This is a genomic window from Micrococcus sp. 63XJN7_8_ISO-PGPR-S23-253 (genome assembly GCF_056173425.1).
This window is the reverse complement of record NZ_CM149673.1, coordinates 1,449,377-1,471,074: the sequence shown is the minus strand read 5'-3', so window position 1 is coordinate 1,471,074 and position 21,698 is coordinate 1,449,377. Positions and strand designations below refer to the sequence as shown.

Below are 21,698 nucleotides of genomic sequence, written 5' to 3'. Positions count from 1 at the left end.
CAGAAGAAGGTCTCCACGGCATCGCTTCCGCACACGCGGACAGCGCGCTCGGCCCCATCGTATAGCGGCCTAGTACGCCGCCCTCTCACGGCGGTAACGCGGGTTCAAATCCCGCTGGGGTCACCCGAGTGACAGGAAGCCCGGTCCCTGCGGACCGGGCTTCCGTCGTCTCCGGGCTCCGTCCGCCGGGCCGGCGGGATGGTTGGCCGGCGCGCGCCCGTGAGACGATGGCCCACGTGCCACACACGGATCAGAACGCCCCAGACCTCGGTGTCGACACGGCCGTCCGTCGCGTGCGCGAGCACCTCGCCGCGCTCGAGCTGCCCTTCGAGACCGTTACCGCGGGGCAGGACCGCGCCGAGCGCGAGCGCACCCTGCACCAGATCGACGACTACGTGATGCCCCGCCTCGACTCGCTCGACGCGCCGCTGCTGGCCGTCGTCGGCGGCTCCACGGGTGCGGGCAAGTCCACGCTGGTGAACGCGCTCGTCGGCCACGAGGTCTCCCGCTCCTCCGCCCTGCGGCCCACCACGCGGCAGCCTCTGCTGCTGCACAACCCCGCCGACGCCCACTGGTTCACGGGCCCGCGGGTGCTGCCCGACCTCGCCCGCGTCAGCGTGCACCGCGACGCGGCCGCCGGCCCCGTCGAACCCGACCAGTCCGCGATGGACACGGTCGCGCTCGTGGCCGAGCCCGCACTGCCCTCGGGCATCGCCCTCGTGGACGCCCCGGACATCGACTCCGTGGCGGACCAGAACCGCGCGCTGGCCCGGCAGCTCCTCGAAGCCGCCGACCTGTGGATCTTCACGACGACGGCGCACCGCTACGCCGACGCCGTGCCCTGGCAGCTGCTGGACGAGGCCGCCGCCCGCGACATCACCGTGGCCGTCGTGCTCGGTCGCGTGCCCGAGGGTGCGGCGGAGGACATCACCCCGGACCTGCGGCGCATGCTCACCGAGCGCGGCCTCGCCGACGCCCGGATCCACGTGATCCCCGAGACCCGCTTCGACGAGCGCGGCCTGCTCCCGCAGGAGCACGTCGCGGGCCTGCGCGCCTGGCTCGAGACCCTCGCCGCCGACGCCCAGGCGCGCGGCGCCGTCGCCCGCCGGACCGTGGACGGCGTGCTGGGCCAGCTGGCCGCCCGCGTCGCCGACCTGGCCCGGGCCGAGGAGGAGCAGCGGCATGCCGCGGACCTGCTCGCCCGGATCGTGGGGGACTCCACGGACCAGGCCGTCGGCCGGGTCCGCGAGGCCACCTCGGACGGCACGCTGCTGCGCGGCGAGGTGCTCTCCCGCTGGCAGGACTTCGTCGGCACGGGGGAGTTCTTCCGCGGCGTCGAGACCACGATCGGCCGGCTGCGGGACCGCCTCGGCGCCCTGGTGCGCGGGCGCCCGGCACCGCCCGAGGAGGTCGAGACCGCACTGGAGACCGGCCTGCACGCCGTGATGGTCGAGGCGGCCGCCGCGGCCGCCGAGCAGATCGAGCGGCGCTGGGCGTCCGAGCCGGCGGGCCGGGCCCTCGTGGCCGGGCGCGACCTGGGTGCCCTGACGCCGGACGCGTCGGCGCGGGCGGCCGACGTCGTGCGGGACTGGCAGTCGGACGTGCTGGCGCTGATCCAGGAGGAGGGCGCGGGCAAGCGCACGCGCGCCCGCCTGGCGGCCACCGGCGTGAACGGCGCGGCCGTGGCCCTCATGATCATCTCGTTCGCCTCCACCGGCGGACTCGCGGGCATCGAGGTCGGCATCGCCGGCGGCGCCGCCGTCGTCGGGCAGAAGCTGCTCGAGTCGATCTTCGGCGAGGACGCCGTGCGCCGCATGGCCCGGCGGGCCGATGAGCTGCTCGAGCGCCGCGTGCGGGCCTTCCTCGAGACCGTGCTCGCGGACCGCTTCCTGCCGCTGCTCCACCTCGAGCGCGAGCCGCAGGCCACCGAGGAGCTGCGCGCCCTCGTGCCGGTGCTGCGCCGCGGGGTGGCCGCCGGCGTCGACGGCCCGACCGGGCCCGAGCACGCCCCGTCCGCCGCCGAGGCGGGGGAGGAGCCCCGATGAGCCGCCGCGACACCCCCGCCCTGGCCCCCCGCCTGGACGCCCTCGGCGAGGCCGCCGAGCTGGCCGCGGGCCGCCTGCCCGAGGACGTCGTGGCCGGGGCCGACGCGGTTGTGCGCGCGGCCGGGGAGCGCCAGGCACTCTCCGCGGAGCACACCGTGGTCGGGTTCTTCGGGGCGACGGGCTCCGGCAAGTCCTCCCTGTTCAACGCGCTCACCGGCCGCGACCTGGCCCGCGTGGCCGCCACCCGGCCCACCACGTCCGAGCCACTCGCCGCGGTCTGGGGCGTGGGCCGGGGACAGGGCCTGGACTCGGACGCGGAGCACGGCGACGGCACCGGCGAGGGCGGCGGCGCGGCCGCCCTGCTCGACTGGCTCGGCGTGCGCCGCCGCCACCTGCTGGACGAGGCGCCCGTGCTCGACGACGGCCGCCCCGGCTTCCTCGGCCTCGGCCGCCGTGACGGCGCCGACGCCACCGGCCTGATCCTGCTGGACCTGCCGGACATCGACTCGGTCGAGCGGGGCAACCGCGAGATCACCTCCCGGCTGGCCGGCCACGTGGACGTGCTGGTGTGGGTCGTGGACCCGGAGAAGTACGCGGACGCCGTGCTGCACCGCGAGTTCCTGGCCACCATGGGCTCGCACGCGGCCGTCACCCTCGTGCTGCTCAACCAGGTGGACCGGCTCTCGGTGCGGGACCGGGACGTCGTGCTGGCCTCGCTGCGCCGGATGCTCTCGGGGCACGGCCTCGGCGACGTCCGGGTGCTGCCCGTGTCCGCGCGCACGGGGGAGGGCCTCGAGGAGGTCGGCCGGCAGGTTGCGGCGATCGTCGCCCAGCGCGGCGCGGCCGCCGAGCGCCTGGGCGCGGACGTCGCGGCCCGTGCCGCGGACCTCGCCGCCGCCTCGGGCGAGGGCGAGCCGGCCGGCGTCGGGCCCGGGGACGAGCAGCGGCTCGGGCGCGAGCTGGCCGTGGCCGGCGGCGTGCCGGCCGTCGTCCGGGCGGTCGAGGGCTCGTACCGGCTGCGCTCGGCCAAGCGCACCAGCTGGCCCGTGCTGCGCTGGATGCACTCCTTCCGCGCGGACCCCCTGCGGCGCCTGCACCTGATGCCCGAGCGCACCGCCCCCCGCCGCGACCGGGACGAGGTCGCCCGCGACCCCGCGCTGCACCGCACCTCCCTGCCCGAGCGCTCGGGCACCCAGCGGGCCGTCGTCGACGGCGCGGTCCGCACGCTGGCCGCCGCGGCCGGCGCGGGAGCCTCCGAGCCGTGGGCCGCCGCCATCCGCCGCGCGGGCCGGGAGCACGCCGAGGAGCTCCCCGGCGCCGTGGACCAGGCGATCGCCGCCACCGACCTCGGGGCCGGTCGGGGCAGCTGGTGGCACCCCGTGCTGGACGTGCTGCAGTGGCTCGCCCTCCTCACCGCCGTCGTCGGCGCCGGCTGGCTGGGCGTCCTCGCGCTGGCGGGGTACCTGCAGTTCCCCCTGCCGCCCGCGCCCACGGTCGAGGGCTTCCCCCTCCCGACGCTGCTGCTCGTCGGCGGCCTCGCGCTCGGCGTGCTGCTGGCCCTGCTGGCGATCCCCCTGACCCGGTGGACCGCCGCCGCGCGGGGACGCCGCGCGCGCCGCCGCCTCGAGGAGGCGACCACCGACGTCGGCCGGCGGCTCGTCGTCGACCCGGTGCGCGCCGAGGTGGACCGCTTCCACGCCTTCCGCGACGCCCTCGCCCGGGCCTCCGGCCTCCCGGTCCGGCGGGGCCGCCGGTGACGGTGCGCGACCCCGCGGCTGCGGCGGGGGCGACCGTCGGCGACCTCACGGAGTCCGAGCTGCTGGAGGTCGTCCTGACCGGGCTCGCCCCCGCCGTCCGGGACGGCCACTGGCCCGCCGGCACCGTCGCCCCGGGCGACGACGCCGCCCTCGTGCCCGCGCCCCGCGGCGGGACGCTCATCTCCACGGACGCGATGGGGGAGGGCACGGACTTCCTGCACCGCTGGCCCGCCGGCCCCCGCACCCGCGGCTACGACGCCGGCTGGAAGGCCGTCGCCCAGAACCTCTCGGACGTCAACGCGATGGGCGGGACCGCCTCCGCCCTCGTCACCGCCCTCACCCTGCCGCCGACGACGCCGGTCGCCTGGGTGCGGTCGTTCGCCGCGGGCATCGTGGGCGCGGTGCGTCACCTCGGCGCGCCGGACTGCCGGGTGGCCGGGGGCGACCTGGGCACCGGCGGACGGGTCCACGCCGCGGTGACGGTGCTCGGGGACCCGCACCCCAGCGGCGTGCTGTGCCGCACGCCGGCCGCGGCGGACCGGGACCGCGTGCTCGCCGAGGGCGCCGACCTCGTCCATGCCCAGGCGCTGCCGGGGGGTCCCCGGGCCGCCGCGCCCCCGGGGCCGGGGTGGGCCGCGGGTGGGCTCGCCCTGCTGCTCACCGACCGCACGGAGCTGGAGCGACGGGCGGACGCCCTCCCCGCCGCCGACCGGCCGTCACTGCAGGAGCTCGCCCGCGCCGTCCGCGCCCAGCTGCGACCCCGCCCGCCGCTGGCCCTCGGGCCCGCCGCGGTGGCGGCCGGCCTGCTCACCCTCATGGACGTCTCCGACGGCCTGGGCAAGGACGCGCACCGCATGGCGGCCGCCACCGGCGGGACCGGCCCCGCGCCGGCACCGTGGCTGGACGAGGCCTGGCTGGCGGAGGCCGCCGCACCCCTGCGCCGCGTGGCCGCCCTGGCCGGGACCAGCCCGGAGGCGCTCGTGACCGGCGGGGGCGAGGACTACGGCCTCCTGGGGCTGGCGTGGCCCGAGACCGAGCTGCCCCGGGGGTTCACGCGGATCGGCCGGCTCGTGCCGGCCGGGGCCCGGGCGCCGGCCGGGCACCGGCCCCTGCCCGAGTCCGGCTGGGACCCGTTCGGCGGCTGAGCGTCCGGGCCGGGGTCCGCGGGCGGGTCAGGCCGAGTGGAGGAGTCGCTCCGGGTCGAAGCGGTGCCCGAGGCCGATGACGTCCCACCCGTGCTCGCGCCACGATGCGACGTCCAGGACGTTGCGCCCGTCGATCAGCAGGCGGGAGGCCACGCGTGCGCCCACGGCGTCCGGATCCATCTCCCGGAACTGGCGCCACTCGGTCAGCAGCAGGGTCAGCTCGGCGCCGTCCACGGCCGCGTCGAGCGAGTCCACGTAGTCGAGCCGCGGGAAACGGGCGGCCGCGTTGGCGTTGCCCTCGGGGTCGTACACGCGGACGTCGGCGCCGGCCGTGTAGAGGCGGTTGGCGACGTCGAGGGCGGGGGAGTCCCGGACGTCGTCGGAGTCCGGCTTGAACGTGACGCCCAGCACGGCGATCCGCGTGCCGTTGAGCACCTGGACGCTCGCGGGGGTGGGGGCGGTCCCGGAGGCCTCGGCCCGGCGGACGCGGCCGTCGCGCGCCGCGGAGAGCACCTGCACGGCCAGGTCCACCACGCGGTCGCGGCGGCGCAGGTTGATGTCGTCCACCTCCGCCAGGAACCGCATGGTCCGGTCCAGGCCCAGCTCGGAGACCCGGGCCTGGAGCGCGCGGATGTCCTTGGGCAGGCAGCCGCCCCCGAAGCCCACGCCCGCGTTGAGGAAGCGGCGTCCGATCCGCGCGTCGTGGCCGATCGCGTCCGCGAGGGTGCCGATGTCCCCGCCCACGTTCTCGGTGATCTCCGAGAACGCGTTGATGAACGAGATCTTCGTGGCCAGGAAGGCGTTGGCGGCCACCTTCACCAGCTCGGCCGTCTCGAGGTCCGTGCTGATCCACGGGGTGTCGGCCGCGAGCTGCCGCGCGTAGACGCGGCGCAGGACGCCCTCGGCGCGGGGCCCGTGCGTGCCGATGACGAGGCGGTCCGGGGTGAGCGTGTCCCTCACCGCGAAGCCCTCCCGCAGGAACTCGGGGTTCCAGGCCAGCTCGACCTCGCCCGGCAGTCCGGCCTCCGCGCGCACGGTGCGCACGAGCTCGGCCAGGCGGCGCGCGGTGCCCACGGGCACGGTCGACTTGCCGACGATCAGCGCGTCGCGGTCGATCGCCCCGGCGAGGGAGGCGACGGCGGCGTCCACATAGCTCAGGTCCGCCGCGGTCTCGCCCACCTTCTGCGGGGTGCCGACGCCGATGAAGTGGACGTCCGCCCAGCGGGCCGCCTCCGCGACGTCGGTGGTGAAGCGCAGCCGCCCGGAGGCGACGTGGGTGCGCAGCAGCTCGGGCAGGCCGGGTTCGTGGAAGGGCACCTCGCCGCGGGCCAGGCGCTCGATCTTGGCCGGGTCCACGTCCACGCCGAGCACCTCGAAGCCCAGCTCGGCCATGCAGGCGGCGTGCGTGGCGCCCAGATAGCCCGTGCCGATCACGGACAGCCGCGGCGCGGCCTCCTGCTCGGCGGGGGCGGCGGGCACGGTCGTCTCGGTCACGGCGGACTCCTCGGTGGTGCGGGGGACGGCGGTCGGGGACCTGGCCGACGCTAGGCCCCGCGGGTGAACGCGGGAAGAACGGGGTGTCTCCGCGGCGCGTCCCGTCGGTGGCGCGGGCGGTCCTCAGGCCTCGCCGGCGCGGATGAGCTCGGTGAGCCGCGTCGCGGCGGAGACGACGGCGTCCGCGTGCAGTCGGCCCGGCTGACGGGAGAGCCGCTCGAGGGGGCCGGAGATCGAGACCGCCGCGATGACGCGGCCGCTGGGGCCGCGCACCGGCGCCGACACCGAGGCGACCCCGGGCTCACGCTCGGCCAGGGACTGGGCCCAGCCGCGCCGCCGCACCGCCGCGAGGACGGTGGGTGTGAAGACGGCGCCGGCCAGCCCCTCGACGAGCCGCTCGTGGTCCTCCCAGGCCAGGAGCACCTGCGCGGCGGAGCCGGCCTTCATGGACATGCGGGCGCCCACGGGGATGGTGTCGCGCAGGCCCCAGGGCCGTTCCGCGCTGGCCACGCACACGCGGGAGTCCGCCTGCCGACGGAACACCTGGGCACTCTCTCCCGTGGCATCACGCAGCCACAGCAGCACCGGGCCGGAGGCCGTCGTGAGCCGGTCCTCGCCGGCGGCGGAGGCGAGTTCGGCCAGGCGGGTGCCCAGCACGTAGCGGCCCTGCAGGTCCTTGCCCACCATGCGGTGGTGCGTGAGGGCGGCCGCGAGCCGGTGCAGCGTGGGCCGCGCGATCCCGGTGGCGGTGACGAGCTGGGCGAGCGTGGCCGGGCCGGACTCGAGCGCGTCGAGGATCGCCACCGACTTGTCCACCACGCCGACACCGCTGGGATGCCGGTGGAGCGAGGGGCCGATGAGGTCGTCCTCGGTGGGCGGGCGCACGGGCTCGGTGGTCATGGGGTGATCGTAGTCGTCTCACTGCGCGGACGGCCTTGGGTGTCGGCGCGCGTCATGTGCGACCGGGCCGGCCGCCGCTGCTTCCGGAATGTGAGACGAAATCTCACGATATGGAATATCGCGCCCCGTGGTCGAGAACGACCCCGCCGCGCCCCACAGTGGTCCGTGAGCACCGGCGCCCCGCGCCGGGCGACGACCGACAGGTGCGTGAGCAGGAAGGTGCGGCAGATGACGACGGCGACGACGCGACCCAGGACGCTGGCCGAGAAGGTCTGGGACGAACACGTGGTGGTGCGCGGCGAGGGCGAGGGCGCCTCCCGCACCCCCGACCTGCTCTACATCGACCTGCACCTCGTGCACGAGGTGACGAGCCCGCAGGCCTTCGAGGGGCTGCGTCTGGCCGGGCGTCCGGTGCGTCGGCCCGACCTGACCATCGCCACGGAGGACCACAACACCCCGACGCTGGACATCGACCAGCCGATCGCGGATCCCACCTCGCGCACCCAGATCGAGACCCTGCGGGCCAACTGCGCCGAGTTCGGCGTCCGCCTGCACCCGTTGGGCGACGCCGAGCAGGGCATCGTCCACGTCGTCGGCCCCCAGCTGGGTCTGACCCAGCCCGGCCTCACCGTGGTCTGCGGCGACTCCCACACCTCCACCCACGGCGCGTTCGGCGCCCTGGCGTTCGGCATCGGCACCTCCGAGGTCGAGCACGTCCTGGCCACCCAGACCCTGCCGCTCAAGCCCTTCAAGACCATGGCGGTCACCGTGGACGGCACGCTGCGCCCGGGCGTGACGGCCAAGGACATCATCCTCGCGGTCATCGCGAAGATCGGCACGGGCGGGGGCCAGGGCTTCGTGCTCGAGTACCGCGGTGAGGCCATCCGGAACCTCTCCATGGAGGGCCGGATGACCATCTGCAACATGTCCATCGAGGCCGGCGCCCGCGCCGGCATGGTCGCCCCGGACGAGACCACCTTCGCCTACCTGAAGGGACGGCCCCATGCCCCCGAGGGCGCCGACTGGGACGCCGCCGTCGAGCACTGGCGCACCCTCGCCACGGACGAGGGTGCGGAGTTCGACGCCGAGGTGGTCATCGACGCGGACACGTTGGAGCCGTTCGTCACGTGGGGCACCAACCCGGGTCAGGGCGTGAGCCTGAACGACACCGTCCCCGCGCCCGAGGACTTCGCCGACCCGGTGGCCCAGGAGGCGGCCCGCAAGGCGCTGTCCTACATGGACCTGGCCCCCGGCACCCCGATGAAGCAGGTCGAGGTCGACACCGTGTTCATGGGCTCGTGCACCAACTCCCGCATCGAGGACCTGCGGGCGTTCGCCGAGGTCGTCCGGGGCCGGCGCAAGGCCGAGGGGCTGCGCGTCATGGTCGTGCCGGGCTCGGCGCGCGTGCGGCTGCAGGCCATGGACGAGGGCCTGGACAGGGTGTTCGAGGACTTCGGGGCTGAGTGGCGGTTCGCCGGCTGCTCCATGTGCCTGGGCATGAACCCGGACCAGCTCTCCCCGGGGGAGCGCTGCGCGTCCACCTCCAACCGCAACTTCGAGGGCCGGCAGGGCAAGGGCGGGCGCACCCACCTGGTGTCCCCGGTGGTCGCCGCGGCCACCGCCGTGCTGGGCCGCCTCGCCAGCCCGTCCGACCTGCCCGCCCTCACCCCCCAGGAGGCCTGAGCCATGGACAAGTTCACCACCCACACCGGCGTCGGCGTGCCGCTGCGCGCCTCGAACGTGGACACGGACCAGATCATCCCGGCCGTGTACCTCAAGCGGATCTCCCGCACGGGCTTCGAGGACGCCCTGTTCGCCGGCTGGCGCCAGGACCCCGACTTCATCCTGAACACCGAGCCGTTCAGCGGGGGCACCGTGCTCGTGGCGGGCTCGGACTTCGGCACCGGCTCCTCGCGCGAACACGCCGTGTGGGCGCTCAAGGACTACGGCTTCCGCGCCGTGATCTCCCCGCGCTTCGCGGACATCTTCCGCGGCAACTCCGCCAAACAGGGGCTCGTCGCGGCCCAGGTGGAGCAGGAGGACGTCGAGCGCATCTGGAAGGAGCTGGAGAACCGTCCTGGGACCCCGGTCACCGTGGACCTCGTCACACGCACCGTCGAGTGCGGGGATGTGACCGCCCCCTTCCAGATCGACGACGACACCCGTCACCGGCTGCTCGAGGGCCTGGACGACATCGCCGTCACCCTGGGGCACCAGGACGAGATCGACGCCTACGAGGCGAACCGCCCCGCGTACAAGCCCACCACCCTGCCGGCCCGCACGGCCGGCTGACCGGCCGCCGCCGGGAGCGCACCATTGCCGCGCGTGCCCGGCGACGCCCTATGCTGGGAGGCGATTCCGGGACCGCCCGCCGCACACGGCGGGCGGTCCCGTTCAGAGACCTCCCCGCTCCGGCGGAGTGGCCGAGACCGTGGCCCCGCGGCCGCGCTGAGGAAGGACGCGCATGGCGAAGCTCTTGACCATCCATGGCGGCAAGCCGCTGACCGGTGAGGTGACCGTGCGCGGTGCCAAGAACCTGGTGCCCAAGGCCATGGTGGCCGCCCTGCTCGGCAACTCGCCGTCCGTGCTCCGGAACATCCCGGAGATCAAGGACGTGGACGTCGTCAGCTCCCTCCTCGAGATCCACGGCGTGTCCGTGGAGTGGGACAAGGAGACCGGGCGGATCACGATGGACCCGGCCGGGGTGAAGTCGGCGCTGACCGCCGAGATCGACGCCCACGCCGGCGACTCGCGCATCCCGATCCTCTTCTGCGGCCCGCTCATGCACGCGATCGGGGAGGCCTTCATCCCCGACCTCGGCGGCTGCAAGATCGGCGACCGCCCGATCGACTACCACCTGGCCGTGCTGCGCAACTTCGGCGCCGTCGTGGACAAGCGCCCGGGCGGCATCTCCATCTCCGCCCCCAAGGGCCTGCACGGCGCCAAGCTCGAGCTGCCGTACCCCTCCGTCGGAGCCACCGAGCAGGTGCTGCTGACCGCCGTGAAGGCCGAGGGCATCACCGAGCTCAAGGGCGCCGCCGTCGAGCCGGAGATCCACGACCTCATCGCCGTCCTGCAGAAGATGGGCGCGATCATCACCGTGCAGACGGACCGCACCATCCGCATCGAGGGCGTGAGCGAGATGCGCGGCTACAACCACATCGCGCTGCCCGACCGCAACGAGTCCGCCTCGTGGGCCTCCGCCGCCCTGGCCACCCGCGGAGACATCTACGTCCGCGGCGCCGAGCAGCGCGACCTGACGGCGTTCCTGAACACCTACCGCAAGATCGGCGGCGAGTTCGACGTCGTCGACGACGGCATCCGGTTCTGGCACGCCGGCGGCGATCTCAACCCGCTCGTGCTCGAGACGGACGTGCACCCCGGCTTCATGACCGACTGGCAGCAGCCCCTCGTGGTGGCGCTGACCCAGGCCAAGGGGGTCTCCATCGTGCACGAGACCGTGTACGAGAACCGCTTCGGCTTCACCGACGCCCTCGTGCGGATGGGTGCCTCCATCCAGCTGCACCGCGAGTGCCTCGGCTCCGTGCCGTGCCGCTTCGGTCAGCGCAACTTCCTGCACTCGGCCGTGATCTCCGGCCCGACGCCGCTGCACGGCGTCGAGTTCGACATCCCGGACCTGCGTGGCGGTTTCTCCCACCTGATCGCCGCCCTCACCGCCGAGGGCACCTCCACGGCGACGGGCCTGGAGATCATCAACCGCGGCTACGAGCACTTCATGGCGAAGCTCGAGGGCCTCGGCGCCGACGTCGAGCTGACCGAACGCGACCGGTGAGCGGCGTGGACGCGCAGAGCCCTGCCGCCGCGGGGGGTCGTCCGACGCGTGCCGCGCGGGCCCCCTACGTGATCCCGGGGGTGATCGTGCGACCGGCGATGCGGGCCCTCGTCCGCCAGGTGTGGGAGGGGACCGAGCACCTGCCCGAGACCGGCGCGATCCTCGCCGTCAACCACATCTCGGAGGTGGACCCGCTCTCCGTGGCCCACATGGTCTACAACCAGGGCCTGTTGCCGACCTTCCTCGCCAAGGCCGAGCTCTGGAAGGTGCCCGTGCTCAAGCAGGTCCTCGAGGCCACCCGCATGATCCCGGTCGAGCGCACCCGCGACGGCGGCCGCTCGCTCGCCGCCGCTCGCGAGGCCGTCGCCACGGGCCGGGCGATCATCGTCTACCCGGAGGGCACCGTCACCCGCGATCCCGACGGCTGGCCCATGGCCGGGCGCAACGGGGCCGTGCGCCTCGCCCTGCAGACCGGCGCCCCGCTCATCCCTGTCGGTCAGTGGGGCATCCAGGAGCTGCTGCCGTACGGCGGCCGCTCCCTCCGCGTCCTCCCGCGCAAGACCGCCCGGATCCGGGTCGGCGCGCCCGTCGACCTCGCGGACCTGCGGGACCGCCCCGTGACGGCGGCGACCCTGCGTGAGGGCACCGGCCGCATGATGGCCGCGATCACCGACCTGGTCGCCGAGCTGCGCGGAGAACCGGCCCCGGAGGGCCGCTGGGACCCCACGACCGGAGCGCGGGTGACCGGGGCATGAGCGATCCGCGCACCGTCGCCGTCCTCGGGGCCGGCAGCTGGGGGTCGGCCTTCGCCCGCGTCCTGGGCCTGAGCACCAGCCCCGAGCCCGCCCGCGCGTCCGAGATCGTGATGTGGTCCCGGCGGGCCGAGGTCGCTGAGGCCATCACCGAGCGACACGAGAACCCCGAGTACCTGCCCGGCATCACCCTGCCCACCTGCGTGCGTGCCGTCACCGACGCCGCCGAGGCGGTCCGGGACGCCGGCGTCGTGGTGGTGGCCGTGCCCGCGCAGCACGTGCGCGAGACCCTGCACGCCGTGCGCGCCGACCTGGCTCCGGACGCCGTCGTGGTCTCCCTCGTCAAGGGCCTCGAGCGCGGCACCGACGCGCGGATGTCGCAGGTGTGTGCGGAGGAGCTGGGCCTCAGCCCGGACCGGTTCGCGGTGGTCTCCGGACCCAACCTCGCCCTCGAGATCGCGCGCGGCGAGCCCACCGCCACGGTGGTCGCCTCGGCCTCGCGCGCGACGGCGGAGCGCATCGCCGCCCTCACGGCCGGCCGGACCTTCCGGCCCTACACGAACACGGACGTCGTGGGCGTGGAGATCGGCGGCGTGGTGAAGAACGTCATCGCGCTCGCCGTGGGCATCTGCGACGGGCAGGGGCTGGGGGACAACTCCAAGGCCTCCGTCATCACCCGGGGCCTGGCCGAGACCACCCGGCTGGCCGTCGCGCTCGGCGGCGACCCGGCCACCATGGCCGGGCTCGCCGGCCTGGGCGACCTCGTGGCCACGTGCGCCTCGCCCCTCTCCCGCAACCGCACGGCCGGCCGCCACATCGGCACCGGCCTCAGCGCGGAGGAGGCGGTGGCCGCCATGAGCCAGACGGCCGAGGGCATCAAGTCCGTCTCCGCCATCGTGCACGCCGCCCGCGCCCACGGTGTGGAGATGCCCATCAGCGAGCTGATGGACCGGGTGGTCGCCGGGGACGTGGCCGTGGACCGCCTCGCCGAGCTGCTGCTCGCCCGTGACCTGAAGTCGGAAGGACGCACCGCATGACCGCCACCCCCGCCCCGGAGGCCGCCGCCGGCGCGCGTCCCCGCGTGCTCCTGCTCTTCGGCGGCCGCTCGAGCGAGCACCCCATCAGCTGCGTGACCGCGGCGGGCGTGCTGCACGCGGCCGACCGTCAGCGCTGGGACGTCGTGCCGGTGGGTGTGGCCCGCTCCGGCCTGTGGTCGCACGACGAGCTGGACGTGGCCTCGTTCCGCCTGGACGGCGACGTCCTGCCGGAGGTGCCGGAGCCCGAGGCCCCGGTGAGCCTGCGCGCCCTGCCGGACGGCACCGTCGAGCTGACCGCGGCCGACGGCTCCTCGCTGGGCCCCGTGGACGTCGTGTTCCCGCTGCTGCACGGCCCCTGGGGTGAGGACGGCACTCTCCAGGGCATGTTCGAGTCGCTGGGTCTGCCCTACGTGGGCTGCGGCGTGCTCGCCTCCGCGGTCGGCATGGACAAGCACTTCATGAAGGTCTCCTTCCAGGCCGCCGGCCTCGAGGTCGGCGCGTGGGAGACCATCACCGCCCGCGACTGGGCGCGCGATCCGGAGGCGGCTCTCGCCCGGGCCGGGGCGCTCGCCTACCCGCTGTTCGTCAAGCCCGCCCGCGCCGGCTCGTCCTTCGGCATCACCCGCGTCACCGAGCCCGCGGGCCTGCGCGCCGCCGTCGAGGAGGCCCGGCGCTTCGACCCCAAGGTCGTGGTGGAGGCGGGCATCGTCGGCCGCGAGATCGAGTGCGCCGTCCTCGACGGCCACGGCTCCGCCGCCCCGCGCGCCTCGCTGCCGGGGGAGATCGTCGTGGCCCACGACGAGGGTGAGACGCAGTTCTACGACTTCGAGTCGAAGTACCAGGACACCGGCACCACCCAGCTGTCCTGCCCGGCCGAGCTGCCGGAGGAGGAGATCGAGCGGCTGCGCGCCCTGGCGATCCGCGCCTTCGAGGCCGTGGACGGATCCGGCCTGGGCCGCTGCGACTTCTTCTTCACCCCGGACGGGCGCTGGGTGGTCAACGAGATCAACACCATGCCGGGCTTCACGCCCATCAGCATGTACCCGGCCATGTGGGAGCGGACGGGCCTGTCCTACGACGATCTGATCTCGGAGCTGCTGGACCTCGCCCTCGAGCGGGGTGTCGGCCTGCACTGACGCGGCTCGCGGCCGGCCCGCGCCGGTCTCAGCCGACGGGTGTGGCGTCCTGCAGGCTGACGCAGCCGCCGCTGGACTCGATCTGCGCGACCGCCGAGGACAGGCCCACCATCACGGTGTCCGAGCTGGCCTGGTCCTTGCCGAACAGCACCTCCACGGCCGGGTCGCGGCCGTAGGTGGTGATCCGCCAGTTCTCGTCCTCGTCCCGGATGACCCAGTCGATCCCGTCCACGGAGATGCAGCGGTCCGTGGTGGGGCCGGGGACCTCGGCGCCGCAGCGCAGGACGACGGCGGCCGGGTCACCCCACACGGCCGTCGCCTGGCTGTCGGTGGGGCGCAGGTCGAGGTCGCCCAGGACGTCGGGCATGGCCACCATGGTCGGGGCGCATGCCGGGTCCGCGGCGTGGGGCGCGGCCTCCACCGTGGCCACCCGTCCGGCGCAGGCCGTGGCGCCGAGGGCGATCGCGGTCAGGAGGGGCACGAGACGACGCAGGCGGCGGGGTTCCATCCGCCCAGGATACGTGCGGCGCCGGGACCCGCGGGGGCCCGTGCCCTAGCATGGGCGGGACCGTTCCCGTCCCCGCCCCAGGAGCCCACGTGAGCAGCACCGCGGACCCCCGCCCCCGCCCCCCGCAGGAGGACGTCGCCGCCGGGCGGCGCCGTCGTCGTCGCCGCCCGTGGCTGATCGCCCTGGCGGTGGTGCTCGTGGCGCTGCTGGCCGTGGGCATCGCGGCGGCGGTGTACGTCGGCGGGATCGCCCGGATCATCGACCAGGACACCCAGCGCTTCGACGGCGGCGCGTTCCCCGCCGAGTCGGGCCGCCCGGGCGCCGCGGGGGCGTCCGCCCAGCAGCCCACCGCGCCGCCGCCCGGCATGGACGCGGACCAGGCCGCCGAGGGCGCCCAGGGCCCCGTCGCCCCGGGCGCGGACGAGCAGGCGGACGAGCAGGCCCTCGACGTGCTGCTCGTCGGCGAGGACGCGGGTGCGGAGGGCCGTGACTCCGCCGGCCGATCGGACACCCTCATGTGGGTCCACGTGCCCGGGGACCGCAGCGAGATCCAGGTGATGTCCATCATGCGTGACATGTGGGTGCCGATCCCGGGGCACGGGGACCACAAGGTCAACGCCGCCTACCAGTACGGCGGCATCCCGCTGACGGTGGCCACCGCGGAGAACATGTTCCAGGCGCGCGTGGACCACGTGATCGCCGTGGACCTCGCCGGCTTCAAGGGCCTCGTGGACGCCCTGGGCGGCGTCAGCGTGGACAACCCCAGCGCCTTCGTCTCGACCGGCGGCGTCGACTTCCCCGCGGGCACCGTGCAGATGGACGGGGACAAGGCCCTGGCCTACGCGCGGGAGCGGTACAACCTGCCGCGCAGCGACTTCGACCGCGTGGAGAACCAGCAGCGCCTGGTCAAGGCCATCGTGGCCGCGTTCCTCTCCCGCGACACCCTCTCGGACCCGAGCCGCGTGCAGGCCGCCGTCGAGGAGTTCGCCCCCTTCCTGACCCTCGACGACGAGCTCGACTCCAGCACCCTCGCGAACCTGGCGTGGTCCCTGCGCGACGCGCGCGACGCCCCGATCGTGACCAGCACGGTGCCGTCCGTGGGCGTGGGCTACACGGACACCGGTGAGGACGTCGTGTGGCCGGACTGGGCGGCGATCGCCCGCCTGGGTGAGGGCATCCGCACCGGCACCGTGGGGGAGGCCGTGGCGCCGTGAGCACGCCGCCCCGGCCGTCGCTGGTGCCGCACTGGCTCGCGCTCGCGGAGGAGCTCGTGGGCCGGGCCGCGCCGCGGCTCGACGCCCTGAACCTCTTCCCGGTCCCGGACGCGGACACGGGCACGAACATGCTGGCCACGCTGACGGCGGCCCGCACCGCGGCCGACGCCTGCCCCGCACAGGACGACGCCGGCGCCGTGCTCGCGCACGCGGGCGCGGCCGCGCTGGACTCAGCCCGGGGCAACTCGGGCATGCTGCTCGCGGTCAGCCTGGCGGGGATGGCCGAGCCTCTGCGCGGCCGGGAGCGCGTCGACGCGTTCGCCCTGGCGGCGGCGTTCGGAGCCGCCGACCGGGCCGCCCGGCAGGCTCTGTCGGATCCGCGCGAGGGGACGATCCTCACGGTGCTCTCCGCGGCCGCCCGCAGCCTCGCGCGCTCGTCCACGCAGGCCCCCGACACGCCCGCGGTGGCCGGGGACGCGGACCCGGCCGTGCGGCTCGGTCCGGCCGTGACCCTCATGCTGGCCGACTGCGTGCAGGCCGTGGAGGAGACCGAGTCGTTGCTCGCCCCGCTGACCCGGGCGCACGTCGTGGACGCCGGCGCCGTCGGGCTGCTCTGGGTGTTCGAGGCGCTGCGCGCCGTCGTGACGGGCACGCCCGTGGACGAGGAGCTGGCCACCGCGCTCCACGGCTACGGCGAGGGCGCCCACGCCGCGGAGGGCGAGCCCGCCGCCGAGGCGGAGGCGCCGATCGAGGGGGCCGTCGAGGTGATGGGCACCCTGACGCTCACCCCGCTCGCCGCGGCCGAGCTGCGCCGACGGCTGGCCGACGTGGGGGACGCCGTGATCCTCGCCCCCGTCGGGACCGCCCGTGACGGGCAGGGCCGGGTCGCGTGGCGGGTCCACGTGCACGTGCCCCGCGCCGAGGACGCGATCGGCCCCCTGCGGGCCGCCGGCGACGTCGAGGGCCTGGCCGTCACCGACCTGGCCGGGCCGTCGCACGGAGACGCCGCACCGGACGGGTGCCATGGCCGCTGAGGCCACCGTCACCGACCTGCCCCTGTCCGAGGTGCTGGGTGGGACGCTGCCCGCCCGCCTCGAGAAGGAGCTCGGGCTGACCACGGTCGGGGACCTGCTGGACCACGTGCCGCGCCGCTGGATCGAGCGCGGCGAGCTCACCCCCATCGCCGCGCTGCCCTACGACGCCGAGGTGACCGTCGTCGCCGTCGTGGAGTCGGTGACCACACGGCGCATGCACAGCCGGCCCGGGTTCATCGTGGACGTCACCGTCGCGGACCCGTCCGTGGTCGGCGTGCCGGGGGCGAGCCTGTCCATGGCCTTCTTCAACGGCCACGACGCCCGCCGCCGCCTCGCCCCCGGGATGACCGCCATGTTCCAGGGCCGCACCACCGAGTACCGCGGCCGGATCACGCTGAACAACCCGGACTTCGCCCTCCTGGACGACGACGTCGCCCCGGGGGAGGTGGACGTGCGACCGGTCCCGCTCTACCGGGCCACGGGGAAGCTGCCGTCGTGGACGGTCCGCTCCGCCGTCGTCCGGGTGCTCGAGACCGTCGACCTGGGGCGGATCCCCGAGCTGCTCACCGAGCGGATCCGCGCGGAGGCCGCCGCGGCGCTCGACCTGGACGCGCCACTGCCGGGCACCGCCCAGGCGTACCGGGACCTGCACGCCCCGCACGACGTCGCCGCCACCGGGCCGGCGCGGACCGCGCTGGCCCTGCGTGAGGCGCTGCTCGTCCAGGCCGCGCTCGCCTGGCGCCGGGACCGGGAGCGGGCGGTGCCCGCCGTGCCCCGCCCGCCGCGGCCCGGGGGCCTGCTCGAGGCTCTCGACGCCCGTCTGCCGTTCGCGCTGACGCCCGGCCAGGTGGCGGTGGGGGAGCAGCTGTCCGCCGAGCTGGCCCGGGACGCCCCGATGAGCCGGCTGCTGCAGGGGGACGTGGGCGCGGGCAAGACGCTCGTGGCCCTGCGGGCGATGCTGCAGGTCGTGGACGCCGGCGGCCAGGCCGCCCTGGTGGCGCCCACCGAGGTGCTCGCCGCGCAGCACCACCGCGCCCTGCTGCGCCTGATGGGCCCCCTCGCCGAGGCCGGCACCCTCGGTGCCGGCGACGGCCCGGCCACGAGGGTCGTGCTGGTCACCGGCTCGCTCAAGACCGCCGCACGCCGGGAGGCGCTGCTGGCCCTGGCCTCCGGCGAGGCCGGGATCGCCGTGGGGACGCATGCGCTGCTCTCCGAGAAGGTGGGCTTCGCGGAGCTGGCCCTGGCCGTCGTCGACGAGCAGCACCGCTTCGGCGTGGATCAGCGCGAGGCCCTCCGGCGGGCCAACCCCGGCACGCACCTGCTCGTCATGTCCGCCACGCCCATCCCGCGCTCCGTGGCGATGACGGTGTTCGGTGACCTGGACCTGTCGGTGCTCGAGGGGCTGCCCTCGGGGCGACAGCCGGTCACCACGCACGTGGCGCGGATGGCCCACGGCCCGCGCGTGATCGGCCGGGTGTGGGAGCTGATCGCCGAGCACGTGGCGGCCGGCCACCAGGCGTTCGTGGTGTGCCCGCGCATCGACCCCGACGACGCCGACCCGGGTCACGCCAACGTGGAGGAGATGACACCCCGGCTGCGGGGTCTCCCGGCGCTGGCGGGGCTGCGGATCGACGCCGTGCACGGGCGCATGGACCAGGCCGAGCAGGACGCGGCGATGCAGGCCTTCGCGCGCGGGGAGACGGACGTGCTCGTGGCGACCACCGTCGTGGAGGTGGGCGTGGACGTGCCCAACGCGACGGTCATGGCGGTCCTCGACGCCGACGACTTCGGCCTGTCCACCCTGCACCAGCTGCGCGGCCGCGTGGGCCGCGGGCCCGGGGCGGCGGTCTGCCTGCTGGCCACGCGCCTGCCGGACGGGCACCCGTCGCTGCGCCGGCTCGAGGTCCTGGCTCAGGAGCAGGACGGCATGCGCATCGCGCAGGAGGACCTCGCCCAGCGCGGTGTCGGCGACGTGCTCGGCGCCGCCCAGTCCGGGCTGGCCTCGGGGCTGCACCACGTGGACGTCATCGCCGACGCCCCACTGATCGCCGTGGCCGCCGACGCCGTCGCGCAGGTCATGGCGGCCGGCCCGGGGCTCTCCGCCCACCCGGCGCTCGCCGCCGAGGTGGCCCGCTGGGAGGCCGAGCACCTCACCGCCGCCGACTACCTCGAGAAGGGCTGAGCCATGTCCCGCATCATCGCCGGCGCGGCCGCCGGGCGGCCCCTGAGCGCCGTCCCCGGCACCGGCACGCGCCCCACCACGGACCGCACCAAGGAGGCCCTGTTCTCCTGGCTCGAGGCCCGCGACTGGCTGGACGGGACGGCCGTGCTCGACCTCTACGCCGGCTCCGGCGCCCTGGGGTGCGAGGCCGCCAGCCGCGGAGCGGCATCGGTGCTGCTGGTCGAGCGGGATCGGAAGGCCGTGGCCGCGTGCCGCGCGAACGCCGCGCTGGTCAACCGGGCGCGCGGGGCCGACGTCGTGCGCGTGCGCGCCGGGAGCGTGGAGCAGGCACTCGCGGCGGAGGCCGCGCCCGTGGACCTGATCCTGGCCGACCCGCCGTACCCGCTGGCCGGCCCGCCGCTCGAGGCCGTGCTGGAGGCGGCGGCCGGGCGGCTCGCCCCGGGCGGGCTGCTCGTGCTCGAGCGGGCGGCCCGGGACGCGGCGCCGCGCCGGCCGCGCGGCCTCGAGGAGGTCGAGGTGCGCGCTTACGGCGAGACCGCCCTGTACCTCTGGCAGGACGAGCGCTGACCCCACCCACCCGCTTTCGTTCGGGAAACGGCGGCGTGTCGGCCCGTTTTCGTTCGGGAAACGGCGGCGTCGTGGCCCGTTCTCACGGGGGAGACGGGAGGGCGGAACGGACTGTGCTCAGCACCGAACCGCGAGCACGCCGGCCGCCGTTTCCCGAACGAAAATGCTCTGGGGACCGCCGTTTCCCGAACGAAAGTGCTCCGGGGACCGCCGTTTCGTCAACGAAAGCGTCGGGGGTCAGGCCGCGCGCAGCCGCGGGGCCGCCTCGGCCAGGCGGCGCATCGCCTCGTCGATCGCATCCGGGGACTTGCAGAACGCCAGCCGCAGCCACGACCGCAGGTGGCCCCCGTCCGGGCGGCAGAGCGCGCCCACGGGGATGCCCGTGACGCCGGCCTCACGCGTCCACCGCACCGCGGCCTCGGCCGCGTCCGTCACACCCCACGGGGCCAGGTCCACGACGACGAAGTAGCCCGCCGCCGGGACGACCGGGTCCAGGCCCGCCTCCCGCAGGCCCGCCACGAGCCGATCCCGGGCGTCGCGGTACCGCTCGCGCTGGCCGGCGAGGTGCCGCTCGGCGTCGTCGGTGGGCAGGTAGGCACCCAGCGCGCGCTGGAAGGCGGGGCCGGAGGAGTAGGTGAGGAACTGCTTGACGGCGCGCGCAGCCCCGACGAGCTCGGCCGGGCCGTTGAGCCAGCCGACCTTCCACCCGGTGACCGCGAACGCCTTGCCTGCGCTGGAGACCGTCAGGGCGATGTCCTCGGCGCCCGCGACCGAGCGGAGGCTGACGTGCTCGCCCTCGTAGACGAGGTGGTCGTAGACCTCGTCCGAGAGCATCAGCACGCCCCGGGACCGGCACAGGGCCACGAGCTCCTCGAGCAGCTCCCGCGGATAGACCGCGCCCGTGGGGTTGTGCGGCGTGTTCACGATGAGCAGGCGCGTGCGGTCGGTGATCGCGTCCGCCACCCGCGCCGGATCCGGAAGGAAGTCCGGCGCCTCCACCGGCACGCTCACGTGCCGGGCGCCGGCCAGGGCGATCGTGGCGGCGTGCGAGTCGTAGAACGGCTCGACCGTGACGACCTCGTCGCCCGGGCGCACGAACGCCAGGACCGTCGCGGCGATGCCCTCGGTGGCACCCGTGGTGATCATGACCTGCGTGGCGGGGTCCTCCGTCACGCCCCAGTGGCGCCGGCGGTGCTTTGCGACGGCCTGCCGCAGCGCGGGGTCGCCCGTGCCGGGGGCGTACTGGTTGGGGCCCGCCAGCACGGCGTCGGCCGCCAGCCGCAGCAGCGTGTCGGGGCCGTCGGCGTCGGGGAAGCCCTGGCCGAGGTTCACGGCCCCGTGCTCGACGGCGAGGCCCGTCATCGTCTCGAACACGGTGGGCACGGGGCCGGCGTCGCCGAGCAGGCCCGCGGCCGCCGCCGTGCGACGCCACGGCGCGTCCACGTCGACGTCGTGCCGTGCCGATCCGGGGGTGGGCTGGGTTCCGTCCATGGCCGCACTGTACCCAGTGCCGCGGACCGCACCCGGCGGCGCATGCCGCGTCCGTCACGACCGCGACGCGCCGGAGCCGGACCGGACGGGCGTCCGTCGCCGCTCGGCGCGGCCCCCCGCTAGGCTGGCACCCATGCGTCGTGCCGTCTGCCCTGGTTCGTTCGATCCCCTCCACAAGGGGCACGTCGAGGTGATCGCGCGAGCCGCGAACCTCTTCGAGGAGGTGGTGGTCGCCGTGTCCTCCAACCCGGCCAAGACGTACCGTTTCAGCGTGGACGAGCGCATCGCCATGATCGAGGCGACGGTGTCCTCCCTCGCCGGTGTCGCGGTCCGACCCATGGGCCCGGGCCTGCTGGCCGAGTTCTGCCGGCAGATCGGCGCGGACGCGATCGTCAAGGGGCTGCGCGGCGGCGCCGACCTCGAGTTCGAGGCCCCGATGGCCGCGATGAACCGCCACCTCACCGGGGTCGAGACGGTCTACCTCCCGGCCGACGCCCGGTACACCCACGTGTCCTCCTCGCTCATCAAGGAGGTCCACGGACTCGGCGGCGACGTCGCCGAGTTCGTCCCGGCCGCGGTCCTGCGCGGCCTCGACGGCGGGGTCTGACCCCGCCCGGCCCACCCGCGGGCCACCCCTCTGCTC

General features: G+C 75.5%; 18 protein-coding genes and 1 tRNA gene. 15 read left to right on the top strand and 4 right to left on the bottom strand.

Annotation, left to right across the window (positions count from 1 at the left end):
• Positions 1-50 precede the first annotated feature (50 nt).
• The 4 genes from AC0VX4_RS06780 (at position 51) to AC0VX4_RS06765 (ending at position 4,947) form a co-directional block, all read left to right on the top strand.
• A tRNA-Glu gene (locus AC0VX4_RS06780) sits at positions 51-123 on the top strand.
• 113 nt (positions 124-236) lie between these two features.
• A complete protein-coding gene (locus AC0VX4_RS06775; protein WP_002854181.1) occupies positions 237-2,045 on the top strand; it encodes a dynamin family protein in 1,809 nt (602 codons plus the stop codon).
• Positions 2,042-3,802: a GTPase gene (locus AC0VX4_RS06770; protein WP_475464152.1), complete on the top strand. Its 1,761-nt coding sequence runs from the start codon at positions 2,042-2,044 to the stop codon at positions 3,800-3,802. Before AC0VX4_RS06775 ends, AC0VX4_RS06770 begins: the two co-directional genes overlap by 4 nt.
• A complete protein-coding gene (locus tag AC0VX4_RS06765; protein WP_475464151.1) occupies positions 3,799-4,947 on the top strand; it encodes a thiamine-phosphate kinase in 1,149 nt (382 codons plus the stop codon). Before AC0VX4_RS06770 ends, AC0VX4_RS06765 begins: the two co-directional genes overlap by 4 nt.
• A 27-nt stretch (positions 4,948-4,974) precedes the next feature.
• Here the strand turns inward: AC0VX4_RS06765 and AC0VX4_RS06760 are convergent, their stop codons facing one another.
• Positions 4,975-6,441 carry a UDP-glucose dehydrogenase family protein gene (locus AC0VX4_RS06760; protein ID WP_144824285.1) on the bottom strand — a complete coding sequence of 489 codons (1,467 nt, stop codon included), beginning with the start codon at positions 6,439-6,441 and terminating at the stop codon, positions 4,975-4,977.
• Between the two features lie 123 nt (positions 6,442-6,564).
• Entirely contained in the window at positions 6,565-7,341 is a 777-nt protein-coding gene (locus AC0VX4_RS06755) for an IclR family transcriptional regulator (RefSeq protein WP_002856418.1), read from the bottom strand.
• 228 nt (positions 7,342-7,569) lie between these two features.
• Here AC0VX4_RS06755 and leuC point away from each other — a divergent pair, with 228 nt between their 5' ends.
• The 6 genes from leuC to AC0VX4_RS06725 all read left to right on the top strand — a co-directional run bounded on the left by leuC (position 7,570) and on the right by AC0VX4_RS06725 (position 14,059).
• Positions 7,570-9,024: a 3-isopropylmalate dehydratase large subunit gene (gene leuC / locus AC0VX4_RS06750; protein WP_060973445.1), complete on the top strand. Its 1,455-nt coding sequence runs from the start codon at positions 7,570-7,572 to the stop codon at positions 9,022-9,024.
• Positions 9,025-9,027: 3 nt separating this feature from the next.
• On the top strand, positions 9,028-9,633 hold the full coding sequence (leuD, locus tag AC0VX4_RS06745; RefSeq protein WP_002856414.1) for a 3-isopropylmalate dehydratase small subunit: 606 nt from the start codon (positions 9,028-9,030) through the stop codon (positions 9,631-9,633).
• 172 nt (positions 9,634-9,805) lie between these two features.
• Positions 9,806-11,134 carry a UDP-N-acetylglucosamine 1-carboxyvinyltransferase gene (murA, locus tag AC0VX4_RS06740; protein ID WP_002856412.1) on the top strand — a complete coding sequence of 443 codons (1,329 nt, stop codon included), beginning with the start codon at positions 9,806-9,808 and terminating at the stop codon, positions 11,132-11,134.
• Positions 11,135-11,214: 80 nt separating this feature from the next.
• On the top strand, positions 11,215-11,889 hold the full coding sequence (locus tag AC0VX4_RS06735) for a lysophospholipid acyltransferase family protein (protein ID WP_036334718.1): 675 nt from the start codon (positions 11,215-11,217) through the stop codon (positions 11,887-11,889).
• On the top strand, positions 11,886-12,923 hold the full coding sequence (locus AC0VX4_RS06730) for an NAD(P)H-dependent glycerol-3-phosphate dehydrogenase (RefSeq protein WP_002856409.1): 1,038 nt from the start codon (positions 11,886-11,888) through the stop codon (positions 12,921-12,923). The genes AC0VX4_RS06735 and AC0VX4_RS06730 overlap by 4 nt, the downstream gene beginning before the upstream one ends.
• Entirely contained in the window at positions 12,920-14,059 is a 1,140-nt protein-coding gene (locus AC0VX4_RS06725; RefSeq protein WP_002856407.1) for a D-alanine--D-alanine ligase family protein, read from the top strand. The genes AC0VX4_RS06730 and AC0VX4_RS06725 overlap by 4 nt, the downstream gene beginning before the upstream one ends.
• Positions 14,060-14,087: 28 nt before the next feature.
• Here AC0VX4_RS06725 and AC0VX4_RS06720 read toward each other — a convergent pair whose 3' ends face one another.
• Positions 14,088-14,567, bottom strand: a complete 480-nt coding sequence (locus tag AC0VX4_RS06720; RefSeq protein ID WP_002856405.1) for a DUF3515 family protein — start codon at positions 14,565-14,567, stop codon at positions 14,088-14,090.
• Positions 14,568-14,656: 89 nt separating this feature from the next.
• On the opposite strand from AC0VX4_RS06720, the gene AC0VX4_RS06715 reads away from it, so the two are divergent.
• Genes AC0VX4_RS06715 through rsmD form a run of 4 tightly spaced genes read left to right on the top strand, consistent with a single transcriptional unit; the run spans position 14,657 to position 19,564 of the window.
• Complete coding sequence (locus AC0VX4_RS06715) at positions 14,657-15,781, top strand: LCP family protein (RefSeq protein WP_475464150.1); 1,125 nt, start codon at positions 14,657-14,659, stop codon at positions 15,779-15,781.
• On the top strand, positions 15,778-16,815 hold the full coding sequence (locus tag AC0VX4_RS06710) for a DAK2 domain-containing protein (RefSeq protein ID WP_475464149.1): 1,038 nt from the start codon (positions 15,778-15,780) through the stop codon (positions 16,813-16,815). The genes AC0VX4_RS06715 and AC0VX4_RS06710 overlap by 4 nt, the downstream gene beginning before the upstream one ends.
• Positions 16,805-18,997, top strand: a complete 2,193-nt coding sequence (locus AC0VX4_RS06705) for an ATP-dependent DNA helicase RecG (RefSeq protein WP_475464148.1) — start codon at positions 16,805-16,807, stop codon at positions 18,995-18,997. The genes AC0VX4_RS06710 and AC0VX4_RS06705 overlap by 11 nt, the downstream gene beginning before the upstream one ends.
• 3 nt (positions 18,998-19,000) lie before the next feature.
• Positions 19,001-19,564 carry a 16S rRNA (guanine(966)-N(2))-methyltransferase RsmD gene (gene rsmD, locus AC0VX4_RS06700; RefSeq protein ID WP_144824289.1) on the top strand — a complete coding sequence of 188 codons (564 nt, stop codon included), beginning with the start codon at positions 19,001-19,003 and terminating at the stop codon, positions 19,562-19,564.
• Positions 19,565-19,801: 237 nt separating this feature from the next.
• Here rsmD and AC0VX4_RS06695 read toward each other — a convergent pair whose 3' ends face one another.
• Positions 19,802-21,055 carry an aminotransferase class I/II-fold pyridoxal phosphate-dependent enzyme gene (locus tag AC0VX4_RS06695; protein ID WP_475464147.1) on the bottom strand — a complete coding sequence of 418 codons (1,254 nt, stop codon included), beginning with the start codon at positions 21,053-21,055 and terminating at the stop codon, positions 19,802-19,804.
• 133 nt (positions 21,056-21,188) lie between these two features.
• Here AC0VX4_RS06695 and coaD point away from each other — a divergent pair, with 133 nt between their 5' ends.
• A complete protein-coding gene (coaD, locus tag AC0VX4_RS06690) occupies positions 21,189-21,662 on the top strand; it encodes a pantetheine-phosphate adenylyltransferase (protein ID WP_336264907.1) in 474 nt (157 codons plus the stop codon).
• The last annotated feature ends 36 nt before the right edge of the window (positions 21,663-21,698 follow it).

Coding starts and splice junctions, on each gene's coding strand:
- AC0VX4_RS06695 (WP_475464147.1), bottom strand. CDS start 21,055: ATGGACGGAACCCAGCCCACCCCCGGATCGGCACGGCACGACGTCGAC.
- AC0VX4_RS06770 (WP_475464152.1), top strand. CDS start 2,042: ATGAGCCGCCGCGACACCCCCGCCCTGGCCCCCCGCCTGGACGCCCTC.
- leuD (WP_002856414.1), top strand. CDS start 9,028: ATGGACAAGTTCACCACCCACACCGGCGTCGGCGTGCCGCTGCGCGCC.
- murA (WP_002856412.1), top strand. CDS start 9,806: ATGGCGAAGCTCTTGACCATCCATGGCGGCAAGCCGCTGACCGGTGAG.
- AC0VX4_RS06730 (WP_002856409.1), top strand. CDS start 11,886: ATGAGCGATCCGCGCACCGTCGCCGTCCTCGGGGCCGGCAGCTGGGGG.
- leuC (WP_060973445.1), top strand. CDS start 7,570: ATGACGACGGCGACGACGCGACCCAGGACGCTGGCCGAGAAGGTCTGG.
- AC0VX4_RS06755 (WP_002856418.1), bottom strand. CDS start 7,341: ATGACCACCGAGCCCGTGCGCCCGCCCACCGAGGACGACCTCATCGGC.
- AC0VX4_RS06720 (WP_002856405.1), bottom strand. CDS start 14,567: ATGGAACCCCGCCGCCTGCGTCGTCTCGTGCCCCTCCTGACCGCGATC.
- AC0VX4_RS06725 (WP_002856407.1), top strand. CDS start 12,920: ATGACCGCCACCCCCGCCCCGGAGGCCGCCGCCGGCGCGCGTCCCCGC.
- rsmD (WP_144824289.1), top strand. CDS start 19,001: ATGTCCCGCATCATCGCCGGCGCGGCCGCCGGGCGGCCCCTGAGCGCC.
- coaD (WP_336264907.1), top strand. CDS start 21,189: ATGCGTCGTGCCGTCTGCCCTGGTTCGTTCGATCCCCTCCACAAGGGG.
- AC0VX4_RS06705 (WP_475464148.1), top strand. CDS start 16,805: ATGGCCGCTGAGGCCACCGTCACCGACCTGCCCCTGTCCGAGGTGCTG.